Consider the following 13,458-nt stretch of genomic DNA (forward strand, 5'->3'; position numbering starts at 1 on the left):
TTGCTTCTGGCCGAAATGGCGCTATATAGCGCCCCATCTCACACGGAAACATGGCTCACAAGGCCGTCCGGTGGCAACCGGGGCGAGAACGCTCCGTTTTGCTCACACGTTTCCGGAGGAACCAACCGGAGAATTGAAACTATGGCGCTACCCGATTTCACCATGCGTCAGCTCCTCGAAGCTGGCGTGCACTTTGGTCACCAGTCTCACCGCTGGAATCCGAAAATGGCACCGTTCATTTTCGGCGCCCGCAACAACATCCACATCGTCGACCTCGCGCAGACCGTGCCGCTGCTGCACACCGCCTTGCAGGCGGTTAGCGACACCGTCGCCAAGGGCGGCCGCATCCTGTTCGTCGGCACCAAGCGCCAGGCGCAGGACGGCGTCGCGGACGCTGCCAAGCGCTGCGCGCAGTATTTCGTCAATTCGCGCTGGCTCGGCGGCACGCTGACCAACTGGAAGACGATCTCGGCTTCGATCAAGCGCCTGCGTCATCTCGATGACGTGCTGTCCGGCGGCGACGCCAGCTCCTACACCAAGAAGGAGCGCCTGACGCTTCAGCGCGAGCGCGACAAGCTCGATCGCTCGCTCGGCGGCATCAAGGACATGGGCGGTCTGCCCGACCTGATCTTCGTGATCGACACCAACAAGGAAGACATCGCGATCCAGGAAGCCCAGCGGCTCAACATCCCGGTCGCCGCGATCGTCGACACCAATTCGGATCCCAAGGGCATCACCTATGTGGTCCCGGGCAATGACGACGCCGGCCGCGCGATCGCGCTGTATTGCGACCTGATCGCACGTGCGGCGATCGACGGCATCTCGCGCGCCCAGGGCGATTCGGGCATCGACATCGGCGCCTCGGCTCGTCCGGTCGCCGAAGAGCTGCCGGCCGCTTCCTCGAGCGGCTTCCAGGGCCTTGCCGGTCCGCGCGGCACCGCCGACGACCTCAAGAAGCTCCCGGGCGTGTCGGGCGCGATCGAGAAGAAGTTCAACGACCTCGGCATCTTCCACTTCTGGCAGCTCGCCGAGCTCGATCACGACACCGCGCACAAGATCGGCGAAGAAGTCGGTCTGCCGAGCCGTGCGGATGCCTGGGTGGCCAAGGCCAAGGCGCTGACCGCGGAAGCGGAATAGTCAAAAAGAGCGATGGGTTGGCCGGATATAAGTCCGGCCACCATTTCAGTTGACGCGAATTCCTGAGATGGACCGCGGCGGGGCTGTTTGATGCCACGCCGCGGCAAACCGGCAGGCAAGAAGGATTTTCAACGATGGCAACGATCACAGCTGCGATGGTCAAGGATCTGCGCGAGTCCACCGGCGCAGGCATGATGGACTGCAAGGCCGCGCTCACCGAAAACGACGGCAACATGGAAGCGGCGCAGGACTGGCTGCGCAAGAAGGGCCTGTCGAAGGCTGCCAAGAAGTCCGGCCGCGTCGCTGCGGAAGGTCTGATCGGCGCGCTCACCAAGGGCACCAAGGGCGTCGTGGTCGAGGTCAACTCCGAGACCGACTTCGTCGCGCGCAACGGCCAGTTCCAGGGCCTCGTCAAGATGGTCGCCCAGGTCGCATTCGACGTCGGTGCCGATGTCGAGAAGATCAAGGCCGCCAAGGTCGGCGACGTCACGATCGAAGCCGCAATCAACGACGCGATCGCCACCATCGGCGAGAACATGACGCTGCGCCGCGCAGCTTCGCTCGAAGTGAAGCAGGGCGTCGTGTCGAGCTACGTCCACGGCGCCGTCGTCGAAGGCGCCGGCAAGATGGGCGTGATCGTCGCGCTCGAATCGCCCGGCAAAGCCGACGAGCTCGCTGCCCTCGCTCGCCAGATCGCGATGCATGTTGCGGCCACCAACCCGCTCGCGCTCGAGCCGTCCGGCCTCGATCCGGCGGTCGTGAAGCGTGAGAAGGACGTGCTCGCCGACAAATATCGCCAGCAGGGCAAGCCCGAGAACGTGATCGAGAAGATCGTCGAGTCCGGCCTCAAGACCTATTACAAGGAAGTCTGCCTGCTCGAGCAGGCCTTTATCCACGACACCGGCAAATCGGTGGCGCAGGCGGTGAAGGAAGCCGAAGGCAAGGTCGGCGGCGCGGTGAAGATCGCGGGCTTTGTGCGCTATGCTCTCGGTGAGGGAATCGAGAAGCAGGAAAGCGACTTCGCGGCCGAGGTCGCAGCGGCCAGCGGCAAGAAGTAAGCGCCGGTACGTTCCTTCCGGCTTGCCGCCGGAAGCGGCGCCCGGACGGGGAAAGTGCTCATGACTGATCCGGTCTATCGTCGCGTCGTGATCAAGCTGTCCGGCGAGTATCTCGCGGGACAGCAGGGTTTTGGCATCGATCAGCCGACCCTCGACCGGGTTGCGGACGATCTGATCGCCGCCCGCCAGCTCGGCACCGAGGTTGCGGTGGTGATCGGCGGCGGCAACATCGTGCGCGGCGTCGAAGTGTCCGCGCAGGGGGTGTCGCGCACCACCGGCGACACCATGGGCATGCTCGCCACCATGATGAATTGCCTCGCGCTGGAGGCGACGATCGAGCGCAAGGGCACGCCGGCACGTACGCTGTCGGCCTTCGTCATGCCCGAGATTTCCGAGCTGTTCACCCGCACCGCAGCGCACAAATACCTCGCCGAGGGCCGGATCGTGCTGCTCGGGGGCGGAACCGGCAATCCGTTCTTCACCACCGATACGACCGCGGTGCTGCGGGCGGCAGAGATCGGAGCCGAGGCTGTGCTGAAGGCGACCAATGTCGACGGCGTCTACTCGGCCGACCCGAAAAAGGATCCGACCGCCAAGCGGTTCGACCGGCTGACGCATTCGCAGGCGATCGAGGGCGGCTACAAGGTGATGGATGCGACCGCCTTCGCGCTTGCCCGCGAGACGTTGCTGCCTATCATCGTGTTCTCGATCGCGGAGCCGGGTTCGATCGGCGCTGTGCTGCGTGGCGGCGGCCACGGAACCGTCGTCGCCGGCTGACGGCTCGTCGGTCGCGCCTGAAAGGGGGCGGAAGGGGTCGCCGGGATTTTGAAGGAGAAACGTGATGGCCACGGGTAATTTCGACCTCAACGAAGTGAAGCGTCGCATGCAGGGCGCCGTCCAGGCCCTAAAGCACGAGCTTGGCGGCCTGCGCACGGGGCGCGCGTCGGCCTCGATGCTCGACCCGGTGCAGGTCGAGGCCTACGGCAGCCACATGCCGCTCAACCAGCTTGCCACCGTCAGCGTGCCGGAGCCGCGGCTGATCTCGGTGCAGGTCTGGGACAAGTCGATGGTCAAGCCGGTCGAGAAGGCGATCGTCGATTCCAATCTCGGCCTGTCGCCTGCGACCGAAGGCCAGGTGCTGCGCCTGCGCATCCCCGAGCTCAACGAGGAGCGTCGCAAGGAACTCGTCAAGGTCGCACACAAATACGCGGAAGCGGCCAAGGTCGCCGCGCGTCATGTCCGCCGCGACGGCCTCGACGTCCTCAAGAAGGCCGAGAAGAATCACGAGATGTCGGAGGACGATCAGAAGCGTCACGCCGACGAGGTGCAGAAGGCGACCGACGGCACGATCTCCGAGATCGACCAGCTGCTGGCCACCAAGGAAAAAGAAATCCTGACCGTCTAAGGCCACTTCCATGTCCAACGCCGCCGCGCCAGCAACCGAAGGACCCGACCGGTCCGACGCGCCTGCGCATGTCGCCATCATCATGGATGGCAACGGGCGTTGGGCGGCCGCGCGCGGCCTGCCGCGGGCCGAAGGGCATCGCCGCGGTGTCGAGGCACTGCGCCGGGTGGTGCGTGCCTCGCACGAGCTCGGCATCCGCTATCTCACCATCTTCTCCTTCTCTTCGGAGAACTGGTCGCGTCCGGCGAGCGAGATCGGCGATCTGTTTGGTCTCCTGCGTCGCTTCATCCGCAACGATCTCGCGAGCCTGCACGGCGACGGCGTCAAGGTCCGCATCATCGGCGAGCGCGACGGACTCGATAGCGACATCTGCGCACTCCTCAACGAGGCCGAGGAGCTGACGCGCGACAACACGCGCCTGACGCTGGTCGTCGCCTTCAATTACGGTTCGCGGCAGGAAATCGCGAAAGCCGCCCAGAAGCTCGCGCGGGAAGTCGCAGACGGCAAGCGCGCCCCTGAAACGATCGACGCCGAGACGATCGGGGCTCATCTCGATGCGCCCGACATCCCCGATCCCGATCTCATCATCCGCACCAGCGGCGAGCAGCGGCTGTCCAACTTCCTGATGTGGCAGGCCGCCTACAGCGAGCTGGTCTTCGTGCCGATCCACTGGCCCGATTTCGACAAGGCGGCGCTGGAAGGCGCGATCGCCGAATTCGCCAGACGCGAGCGCCGTTTCGGCGGTCTGGTCGCGAAAAACGCCTCGTGAGCGAACCCGACGCCGCATCGGCGGGCGCGAAGCCTGCCCCGAGCAATCTGGTGATGCGAGTCCTCGCGGCGCTGGTGCTGGCGCCGCTCGCCATCGCGCTGGCCTACGCCGGCGGCTGGCTGTGGGCGCTTCTCGTCACGCTGGTGTCGATCGGGCTGTTCGCGGAATGGCTGATGGTGGTGGGCGCGGGGTCTGCCGCACTGACCGGGGCGGGGACCATCGTCATTGCCATGATGGGGGCCTGCGTCGCCTTCGGCGCGCTCAAGACCGCAATCATCACCGGCCTCATCGGCGGCGCGATCGTGATGCTGATCGCGCGGGGCAAATTCATCTGGGCGGCCACCGGCTTCGCCTACGCATCGGCGGCGCTGCTGGCCTCGATCCTGGTGCGGCAGGATCTCGTCAATGGCTTCGCAGCGCTGATGTTCGTGCTGCTGGTGGTGTGGGCGACCGATATCGGCGGCTATTTCGCCGGACGCAGCATTGGCGGGCCGAAATTATGGCCGCGCGTGAGCCCTAAGAAGACCTGGTCCGGGGCGCTCGGTGGCTTCGCGGCGAGCCTTTTGGTTGCGGCCGGCTTTGCGGCGTGCGGGATCGGAAAGGCGGTTCCACTGCTGCTCGTCAGCGCCATCCTGTCGGTGGTATCGCAGGCGGGCGATCTGTTCGAATCCGCAGTGAAGCGGCGCTTCGGCGTCAAGGATTCCAGTCACTTAATTCCCGGCCATGGCGGGCTACTGGACCGTCTGGACGGTTTTGTTGCTGCCATCCTGATGGCATGGATTATCGGCTTTCTCCGCCATGGTGTGCATAGCGCCGGAAGCGGTCTTATGGTTTGGTGAGGATATGAGCGCGGTCCCATTGCGTAACAACAAGGCTGCGGCGTCGAGCGTCCGCAGTGTCACGGTTCTCGGCGCCACCGGCTCGATCGGCGACAGCACGATGGATCTGCTGCGCGCTTCTCCCGAGCGCTATCGCGTCGAAGCCCTGACGGCGAACGGCAATGTCGAGGCGCTGGCCAAGCTCGCCAAGGAGTTTTCCGCGCGCTACGTCGCGATCGCCGACACATCCAAGTTCGCCGAACTCAAGGCTGCGCTTGCGGGAACGAGCACGGAATGCGGCGCGGGCGAAAGCGCGGTGATCGAAGCCGGCGCGCGTCCGGCCGATTGGGTGATGGCCGCCGTCAGCGGCGCCGCCGGACTGAAGCCAGCTTTGGCCGCGGTGGATCGCGGCGCGCATGTCGCGCTCGCCAACAAGGAATGTCTCGTCTGCGCCGGCGATTTCTTCATGCAGCGCGCGGCGAAAGCGGGCGCCTGCATCCTGCCGGCCGATTCCGAGCACAATGCGCTGTTCCAGGCGCTCGGCTCAGGCAATCGCGACGAGCTCGTCCGCGTCATCATCACCGCCTCGGGCGGACCGTTCCGGACCTGGAAGCCGGCCGACATCGAGCAGGCGACGCTCGAGCAGGCCCTGAAGCATCCGAACTGGAGCATGGGCCAGAAGATCACGATCGATTCCGCCTCGATGATGAACAAGGGCCTCGAGGTGATCGAGGCATCCTATTTGTTCGCGCTCTCGCCCGACGAGATCGACGTCCTCGTGCATCCGCAGTCGATCATCCACGGCATGGTCGAGTTCTCCGACCGTTCGGTGGTGGCTCAGCTCGGTTCTCCCGACATGCGCACGCCGATCGCGCACTGCCTCGGCTGGCCCGACCGCATCAAGGGGCCGGCGGCCAAGCTCGATCTGGCCAAGATCGGCCAGCTGACCTTCGAGGCGCCGGATTTCGAGCGCTTCCCTGGACTTCGGCTGGCCTTCGATTCGCTCCGGACCGGGAAGGGGGCGACCACCGTCTACAACGCCGCCAACGAGGTTGCGGTCGCCGCCTTCATCGCCGGCAAGATCCGGTTCGGCGCGATCGCGCGGCTGGTCGAGGCGACGCTGGACGATTGGATCCGTGGCGGGAACCAGGCTCCCCTGACGTCCGCCGATGATGCCATCTCTGTTGACCATGTTGCGCGAAATAGAGCTGCCGCCCTATTGCCTCAAATTGCCTTAAAGGCATCCTAGATGGCACGGGGCCAGGGCCTTGCGGCGCTGGATGAGGGAATTCGATGATCGACTTTTTCGTCCATAGTTTCAATGCGTTGAGCCATGGGCTCCTCGGCTACGCGGTTCCCTTCCTGTTCGTCCTGACGATCGTCGTGTTCTTCCATGAACTCGGCCATTTCCTGGTCGCGCGCTGGGCGGGCGTTCGGGTGCTCACCTTCTCGCTCGGTTTCGGACCGGAGCTGGTCGGCTTCAACGACCGCCATGGCACCCGCTGGAAGATCTCGGCGATCCCGCTCGGCGGCTACGTCAAGTTCTTCGGCGACGAAAGCGAAGCTTCGACCCCGTCGGCCGAGACGCTCGCGGCCATGACGGCCGAGGAGCGCGCCGGCAGCTTCCATCATAAGAAGGTCGGCCCGCGCGCCGCCATCGTCGCGGCCGGACCGATCGCCAATTTCATTCTGGGCGCGCTGATCTTCGCCGCCATGGCGTTCTATTACGGCAAGCCGAGCACGATCGCCCGTGTCGACGGCGTCGTCGCCGACGGCGCTGCGGCCGCGGCCGGCTTCAAGATCGGCGACGTCGTCGTGCAGATCGACGGCAAGCCGATCGAGAGCTTTGCCGACATGCAGCGAATCGTTGCGATGAATGCCGGTTCGGCGCTTGCCTTCCAGGTCAAGCGGGACGGCGCCATCGTCTCCCTGACCGCGACCCCGGCGCTGCTCGAGCGCAAGGATCCCTTTGGCAACAGCCACCGCCTCGGCGTGCTCGGCGTCGAGCACAAGTCTCAGGCCGGCGAGGCCTCGACCACGCCGGTCGGCGTCGGCGAAGCGCTCAAGATCGGGGTCGAGCAGGTCTGGTTCATCATCACCAGCACCTTCAAGTTCCTTGGCTCGCTGTTCGTCGGACAAGGCAATCCCAACGAGGTCAGCGGCGTGCTCGGCATCGCCAAGATGTCGGGGCAGGCGGCCAGTGCCGGCTTCCAGTTCGTGATCAATCTGTGCGCGGTGCTGTCGGTGTCGATCGGGCTGTTGAACCTGTTCCCGATCCCGCTGCTCGATGGCGGTCACCTGATGTTCTACGCGGCGGAAGTGGTCCGGGGCCGGCCCTTGTCCGAGCGGACTCAGGAGATGGGGTTCCGAATCGGGCTCGGTTTGGTGCTGATGTTGATGGTGTTTGCCACCTACAACGACATCCTGAGGATGGCAGCATCCTGATACGGGCTTTTTTGTGGCGTTGCTTATGAGCAACGTCTTGGAATGAAATTGAAATTGCGGTGTCCGCGGCCGTTTGCGACACCGGGGAAATTGGCTACAAGCGGCTTCGAACTTGGGGAATCTCCCGGACCGGCGTTGGGGTTGGGTCTGGTACTGATAAGGGCGCGTTGCGCAATGAAGTTTGGACTGCGACTCCGGGGGGGCTTGCTCGCAACCCTGATCTTGTTCGGCGCGCCGGTGCTTGCCCCGGTTGGGGCTGGTTTTGTGTCTTCGTCTGCGCTTGCTCAGACCGTCCAGTCGATTTCCGTCGAAGGAAATCGCCGTGTCGAGGTGGAGACGATCCGCTCCTATTTCAAGCCTGGCCCGGGTGGCCGCCTGGATCAGGGCGCCATCGATGACGGCCTGAAGGCCCTGATCGAGACCGGCCTGTTCCAGGACGTGCGAATCAATCGCGGTTCCGGTGGCCAGATCATCGTCTCCGTGGTGGAAAACCCGGTGATCGGTCGCATCGCGTTCGAAGGTAACAAGAAGATCAAGGACGAGCAGCTCACCGCTGAAGTCCAGTCCAAGGCGCGCGGCACCTTCTCCCGCGCCATGGTGCAGTCCGACACCCTGCGAATCGCCGAAATCTACCGCCGCTCGGGTCGCTATGACGTCCGCGTCACGCCCGAGATCATCGAGCAGCCGAATAACCGCGTCGACCTGATCTTCACGGTCGACGAGGGCGCCAAGACCGGCGTCAAGTCGATCGAGTTCGTCGGCAATAACGCGTTCTCGTCCTACCGCCTGCGCGACGTCATCAAGACGCACGAATCGAACCTGCTGAGCTTCCTCGCCAGCAACGACCTCTACGATCCCGATCGCGTCGAGGCCGACCGTGACCTGATTCGCCGTTTCTATCTCAAGAACGGTTTCGCCGACGTCCAGGTGGTCGCCGCGCTCACCGAATACGATCCGGAGAAGAAGGGCTTCAACGTCACCTTCAAGATCGAGGAAGGCTCGCAGTACCGCGTCGGCACCGTCGACTTCCGCTCCTCCATTCCGAACTTCGATCCGACCACGATGCGCAACTATTCGCGCGTCAATGTCGGCGCGCTCTACAACGTCGAATCGGTCGAGAAGTCGGTCGAGGAAATGCAGATCGAGGCGTCGCGTCGCGGCTATGCCTTCGCCGTGGTCCGTCCCGGCGGCGACCGCAATTTCGAGGCGCACACCGTCGCCGTCGTGTTCAACATCGACGAGGGCCCGCGCACCTATATCGAGCGCATCAACGTCCGCGGCAACACCCGCACGCGCGACTACGTGATCCGCCGCGAGTTCGACATCTCCGAGGGCGATGCCTACAACCGCGCGCTGGTCGACCGTGCCGAGCGCCGCCTGAAGAACCTCGACTACTTCAAGAGCGTGAAGATCACGACGGAGCCGGGCTCCTCCAGCGACCGCGTGGTCCTGATCGTCGATCTCGAAGAGAAATCGACCGGCGACTTCTCGGTCTCGGGCGGCTACTCCACCACCGACGGCGCGCTCGCCGAAGTCTCGATCTCCGAGCGTAACCTGCTTGGCCGCGGCCTGTTCGCCAAGGCGTCGGTGACCTACGGCCAGTATGCGCGCGGCTATTCGCTGTCGTTCGTCGAGCCGTATCTGCTCGACTACCGCGTCGCGCTCGGTCTCGACCTCTATCAGCGCCAACAGCTGTCCAACAGCTACATCTCCTACGGCACGAAGACGCTCGGCTTCTCGCCGCGCCTTGGCTTCTCCCTGCGTGAAGATCTGGCGCTCCAGCTGCGCTACTCGATCTACCAGCAGGAAATCACTCTGCCGTCCTCCCTGGCGAACTGTAACAACAATCAGTTCCTGGCGGATGGCGTGACGCCGAATCCGGCTTTCAACCCGAGCCCGGCCTTTGCCAATGCAACTGGTATCGCCCTCGCCCCATCGACCGGCGGTCTCGGCTGCTACTCCGACGGCGAAGCCTCGCTGCCGGTCCGCAAGGAGCTTGCCGGCGGCAAGACCCTGACCTCGGCGCTCGGCTACACGCTGACCTACAACACGCTGGACAACAACAAGAACCCCACCGACGGTCTGCTCGTCGACTTCCGGCAGGACTTCGCCGGCGTGGGCGGCGACGTCACCTACCTGAAGTCCGTCGTCGATGCGAAGTACTACGCTCCGCTGGTGTCCGACATCGTCGGCCTCGTTCACCTTCAGGGCGGCATGCTGAACAAGATCGGCAACAACGATATCCGCATGCTGGATCAGTTCCAGATGGGCCCGAACTTGGTCCGCGGCTTTGCTCCGAACGGCATCGGTCCGCGCGATTTGAATCCCTTCGGCACGCAAGACGCGCTTGGCGGTACCAAATATTGGGGCGCTTCGTTCGAATTGCAGATGCCGTTCTGGTTCCTGCCGAAGGAAGTGGGTCTGAAGGGCGCGGTCTACGCCGACGCCGGTGGTTTGTTCGACTATCAGGGCCCGACGACGTGGTCGCTGACCAACGAAATGACCACGACCAGGAACTCGAACTGTACGCCGTCGACCATCAACCCGTCCACCGCTGGAACCTGTACCGGCCTGGTGTATGACAACGGCAACGTCGTCCGTTCGTCGGTTGGTGTCGGCCTGATCTGGCAGTCGCCATTCGGACCGCTGCGCTTCGACTACGCCGTGCCGCTCACCAAGGGCAAGTACGACCGTACCCAGGAGTTCCGGTTCGGCGGCGGCACCTCGTTCTAATTCGATCAGCAGGGCATGAGCCGGCCCCTTGTTGGGGCCGGTTTCCAAAAAGATCGTGCTCAATCCGTGAGATAAGGCATGATGCGGCCTGACCGCTTCATGCCGAAGCCGGACCGCGATGGGGTGGAATGGCGCAGCCGACCTTCTTCAAAAAGCCGCCGGCCTCGGCGCTGGCTGACATTGCAGCGCTGACCGAGGCGCAGCTCGTCGACCCTGCCAGGGGCGGTCACGTCATTACCGGTCTTGCTTCGCTCGACGAAGCCGGCCCGATGCATCTGGCGTTCTTCGACAACCTCAAATATGCCGACGAGCTCAAGGCGACCAAGGCCGGGGCTTGCCTGGTGAGTCCGCGCTTCGAGGCCCAGGTGCCCGCGCATGTGGCCGTGCTGCGGGTGGCGCAGCCGTTCCGCGCCTTTGTCGGGCTCGCCCGGGAATGGCACGGCGATGCGCTGCGCCCGCAGTCCTGGGTCGGCAATGACGGCATCGCGCCGTCGGCCATTATCGATCCTTCGGCCCGGCTGGAGGACGACGTCATCGTCGATCCCCTGACCGTCATCGGCCCTGACGTCGAGATCGGCAGCGGCACCGTGATCGGGGCCGGCGTGGTCATCGGTCCCGGCGTCAAGATCGGCCGGGACTGCAATGTCGGCGCCCGCACGGCCATCCAGTGCGCGCTGATCGGCAACAACGTCCTGATCCATCCCGGCTGCTCGATCGGCCAGGACGGCTATGGCTTCATCTTCTTCGGCCCCGAGGGCCATCTCAAGGTGCCCCAGACCGGCCGCGTGCTGATCCAGAACAATGTGGAAGTCGGCGCCGGCACCACCATCGATCGCGGCTCCCTGCGCGACACCGTGATTGGGGAGGGCACCAAAATCGACAACCAGGTCCAGATCGGCCACAATGTGACCATCGGTCGGAACTGCCTGCTGGCGGCCCAGATCGGGCTCGCAGGCAGCCTGACGATCGGCGACAACGTGGCGCTGGGAGCAAAGGTTGGCATCAACAATCACCTCAAGATCGGCGATGGGGCCCAGGTCACCGCGATGAGCGGCGTCAAGGATGACATCCCGCCGAACGGACGCTGGGGCGGCTTTTTCGCCAAGCCGACCAAGCAATGGTTCAAGGAAATTATCGCGGTGGAGCGCCTGGTACGCGACAGCAGGGCCGATCCGAAGAACGAGGGACGGGAATGACGGAGGAATCACCTGTTAAATTCGAGCTGGTGGATATCAACGCGATCCTCCGGACGCTGCCGCACCGTTTCCCGATGCTGTTGATCGACCGGGTGATCAATATCCGCGCCGATTACAGCGGCATTGGCATCAAGAACGTCACCTTCAACGAGCCGGCCTTCCAGGGGCATTTCCCGGAACGCCCGGTCTATCCCGGCGTGATGATGATCGAAGCGATGGCACAGACCGCGGGCGTGATCGGCATCACCTCGGTCGAAGGCACCGAGAAGCCGCGCGCGGTGTATTTCCTCACCATCGACAAATGCAAGTTCCGCAAGCCGGTGCTGCCCGGCGACACCATCGAATATCACATGCGTTCGATCGGCCGCCGCAAGGCGATGTGGTGGTTTCACGGCGACGCCAAGGTCAACGGCCAGATCGTTGCGGAAGCCGACGTCGGCGCCATGCTGACGGACTGAGCAGCTCAAGCCAGCGGAAATGGATTATGCGCCGCAGCCGTAACGGCTGTCGGCCGTCTCGCGCCTGATATTCCGGTTGAAGAACTGGCCCATGGACGGTGCGCCGAGCAGGCTGTCGACTGTCTCGGCCGCGACCCCGCAATAGCGGTCATACTGGCCGTCGATCGCGACGATGAGGGCCTGCCGCGCGCGGTCGTAGCAGACCCGCTGAAGCACCGTGCTGCGGGTGATATCGCGGCACTCGAACGTCCCGAGATCGACGAAGCGGCGTTCGCAGGTCTCGACCGTCTCGGAGACGATCGGGGCGGCCGCGAGCTGTGCGAGCAGAACTGCCAGGGCCCTGACCACGATGACTTCAAGCTCCACATGAAGGCGTTGAAGGGCTGGAGCATGATCCGGAAAAGTGTGCAGCGGTTTTCCGAAAGGATCATGCTCAAACAATAGCCTGAAGCGCGATGACGATTCATCCCAATCTCATCGTGCTTTAGGACGGCCGGCTCATCCGGTGCCTGAAACAGGCCGAGATGATACGTCACTGGACAGATCGGGCATAGTCGCGCTAACCACCGGAAAACCGAGCGACTTCAACACATAATCAGACCTTCTTGATGAGTCAGATTGCTTGATGAGTAAGATTGATCCCACCGCACGGGTCGAGGACGGCGCCGTGATCGGCGAGGGTACCGAGATCGGACCCTTTTGCATCATCGGTCGCAACGCCCGGATCGGAGCCAATTGCAAGCTGCTTGGACAGGTCACCGTCATCGGCCACACCTCGATCGGCGATGGCTGCGTGATCTCGCCCTTTGCGGTGCTCGGCGGCGCGCCGCAGGACCTTAGCTACAAGGGCGAGCCGACCACGCTCGACATCGGTTCCGGCAACACCATCCGCGAGGGTGCGACGATGAATGTCGGCACCGTCAAGGGCGGGGGAAAGACGCGCGTCGGCAACAACGGCTACTTCATGAACAACAGCCATGTCGGCCATGACTGCGTGGTCGGCAACAACGCGATCTTCGCGACCTCGGCGACGCTCGGCGGCCATTGCGAGATCGGCGACGCCGTCTATATCGGCGGGCTGTCGGCGGTGCATCAGTTCACCCGCATCGGCTCCTATGTGATGGTCGGCGGCCTCTCGGGCGTGCGCGACGACATCATTCCGTTCGGCCTCGCCAACGGCCAATATGCGGCGCTGGAAGGCCTCAATCTCATCGGCATGAAGCGGCGGCAGTTCACCAAGCAGCGGCGCGCGACCGTGCAATCGTTCTACCAGAAAGTCTTCCACGGCCCCGGCACGTTCGCCGAGCGGCTCGCGGCGGCCCAGCCGCTCGCGGGCGAAGACCCCGCGATTGCCGAGATCCTCGACTTCATCGGCAAGCGCAAGCATCGCCCGATCTGTCTTCCCGCCATCGAGAAGTGATTTCGGGATGGCCGCGGGC

Annotated in this window: 13 protein-coding genes; 12 read left to right on the plus strand and 1 reads right to left on the minus strand. The window is 64.1% G+C overall.

What is annotated here, in order from left to right:
- Positions 1–141 precede the first annotated feature (141 nt).
- The 11 genes from AC5ZFO_RS11535 to fabZ all read left to right on the plus strand — a co-directional run bounded on the left by AC5ZFO_RS11535 (position 142) and on the right by fabZ (position 12,019).
- Positions 142–1,137 (plus strand): 30S ribosomal protein S2, encoded by a 996-nt coding sequence (locus AC5ZFO_RS11535; RefSeq protein ID WP_028151700.1) that lies wholly within the window; start codon positions 142–144, stop codon positions 1,135–1,137.
- Positions 1,138–1,271: 134 nt separating this feature from the next.
- Positions 1,272–2,195 carry a translation elongation factor Ts gene (gene tsf, locus AC5ZFO_RS11540; RefSeq protein WP_282524947.1) on the plus strand — a complete coding sequence of 308 codons (924 nt, stop codon included), beginning with the start codon at positions 1,272–1,274 and terminating at the stop codon, positions 2,193–2,195.
- Positions 2,196–2,255: 60 nt separating this feature from the next.
- Positions 2,256–2,972, plus strand: coding sequence for a UMP kinase (pyrH, locus tag AC5ZFO_RS11545; RefSeq protein ID WP_282524946.1), 717 nt, complete (start codon positions 2,256–2,258; stop codon positions 2,970–2,972).
- Positions 2,973–3,036: 64 nt separating this feature from the next.
- Positions 3,037–3,600: a ribosome recycling factor gene (gene frr / locus AC5ZFO_RS11550; RefSeq protein ID WP_282524945.1), complete on the plus strand. Its 564-nt coding sequence runs from the start codon at positions 3,037–3,039 to the stop codon at positions 3,598–3,600.
- 10 nt (positions 3,601–3,610) lie between these two features.
- Positions 3,611–4,369: an isoprenyl transferase gene (locus AC5ZFO_RS11555; RefSeq protein WP_282524944.1), complete on the plus strand. Its 759-nt coding sequence runs from the start codon at positions 3,611–3,613 to the stop codon at positions 4,367–4,369.
- Entirely contained in the window at positions 4,366–5,208 is an 843-nt protein-coding gene (locus AC5ZFO_RS11560; protein ID WP_282524943.1) for a phosphatidate cytidylyltransferase, read from the plus strand. The genes AC5ZFO_RS11555 and AC5ZFO_RS11560 overlap by 4 nt, the downstream gene beginning before the upstream one ends.
- A gap of 4 nt (positions 5,209–5,212) precedes the next feature.
- Positions 5,213–6,436 carry a 1-deoxy-D-xylulose-5-phosphate reductoisomerase gene (gene dxr / locus AC5ZFO_RS11565; protein WP_282524942.1) on the plus strand — a complete coding sequence of 408 codons (1,224 nt, stop codon included), beginning with the start codon at positions 5,213–5,215 and terminating at the stop codon, positions 6,434–6,436.
- A 44-nt stretch (positions 6,437–6,480) separates the two neighbouring features.
- A complete protein-coding gene (gene rseP / locus AC5ZFO_RS11570; RefSeq protein ID WP_282524941.1) occupies positions 6,481–7,632 on the plus strand; it encodes an RIP metalloprotease RseP in 1,152 nt (383 codons plus the stop codon).
- A gap of 174 nt (positions 7,633–7,806) precedes the next feature.
- Positions 7,807–10,365 carry an outer membrane protein assembly factor BamA gene (bamA, locus tag AC5ZFO_RS11575; protein WP_282524940.1) on the plus strand — a complete coding sequence of 853 codons (2,559 nt, stop codon included), beginning with the start codon at positions 7,807–7,809 and terminating at the stop codon, positions 10,363–10,365.
- Between the two features lie 128 nt (positions 10,366–10,493).
- Positions 10,494–11,561, plus strand: coding sequence for a UDP-3-O-(3-hydroxymyristoyl)glucosamine N-acyltransferase (gene lpxD, locus AC5ZFO_RS11580; RefSeq protein WP_496122085.1), 1,068 nt, complete (start codon positions 10,494–10,496; stop codon positions 11,559–11,561).
- The gene (gene fabZ, locus AC5ZFO_RS11585; protein ID WP_282524939.1) at positions 11,558–12,019 is read left to right on the plus strand and encodes a 3-hydroxyacyl-ACP dehydratase FabZ; all 462 of its coding nucleotides are present in this window, start codon (positions 11,558–11,560) and stop codon (positions 12,017–12,019) included. The genes lpxD and fabZ overlap by 4 nt, the downstream gene beginning before the upstream one ends.
- A gap of 24 nt (positions 12,020–12,043) precedes the next feature.
- Here the strand turns inward: fabZ and AC5ZFO_RS11590 are convergent, their stop codons facing one another.
- The gene (locus tag AC5ZFO_RS11590; RefSeq protein WP_282524938.1) at positions 12,044–12,367 is read right to left on the minus strand and encodes a KTSC domain-containing protein; all 324 of its coding nucleotides are present in this window, start codon (positions 12,365–12,367) and stop codon (positions 12,044–12,046) included.
- Between the two features lie 277 nt (positions 12,368–12,644).
- On the opposite strand from AC5ZFO_RS11590, the gene lpxA reads away from it, so the two are divergent.
- Positions 12,645–13,439: an acyl-ACP--UDP-N-acetylglucosamine O-acyltransferase gene (gene lpxA, locus AC5ZFO_RS11595; protein ID WP_282524937.1), complete on the plus strand. Its 795-nt coding sequence runs from the start codon at positions 12,645–12,647 to the stop codon at positions 13,437–13,439.
- Positions 13,440–13,458: the final 19 nt, after the last annotated feature.

It is taken from the genome of Bradyrhizobium sp. Unk1, assembly GCF_059512345.1.